Origin of the sequence: Flavobacterium sp. 22659, assembly GCF_052044235.1 — a bacterium.
Classification (GTDB): Bacteria; Bacteroidota; Bacteroidia; order Flavobacteriales; family Flavobacteriaceae; genus Flavobacterium; species Flavobacterium johnsoniae.
In genome coordinates, this window is the sequence record NZ_JBQEMU010000049.1 from 1 (window position 1) to 526 (window position 526).

At 39.4% G+C, this 526-nt stretch carries 1 protein-coding gene; it reads left to right on the top strand.

Annotated features, from left to right (window positions below; all coding sequences use genetic code 11):
* Window positions 1-526 (top strand): Ig-like domain-containing protein (locus ACTJIW_RS24175; RefSeq protein WP_440718501.1); only part of this gene is annotated, 526 nt, incomplete at both ends.

The following is a 526-nucleotide window of genomic DNA, read 5'->3' on the forward strand; positions in this document are numbered from 1 at the left end:
CGTAAACGATGCACCGGTTGCCGTAAAAGACGAATACACAATAAATGAAGGAGCAACTTTAAATGTTCCTGCAGCTACAGGTGTTTTATCAAACGACACAGATGTAGAAGGCGATGCCTTAACAGCAATTTTAGTTACAGGACCATCTCATGGAACTTTAATTTTAAATGCAGATGGATCTTTCACTTACATTCACGACGGAAGCGAAACGATAACAGACAGTTTTACTTATAAAGCCAATGACGGAAACTTAGACAGTAATGTAGTAACAGTTGAAATCACGGTTAATCCAGTAAACGACGCTCCGGTTGCTGTAAAAGATGAATATACAGTTGCAGAGGACAACACTGTTACTCTAACACCGCTTGCAAACGACACAGATGTTGAAGGAGATACGCTTTCTATTGTTTCAATTAACGGAACAACATTAACAGGTTCGGCACAAGTTATTACAGTTCCAAACGGAACAGTTAACATCTCAGCTTCGGGAGTAATTACTTTTACGCCTTCAGCAGATTTTAACTCA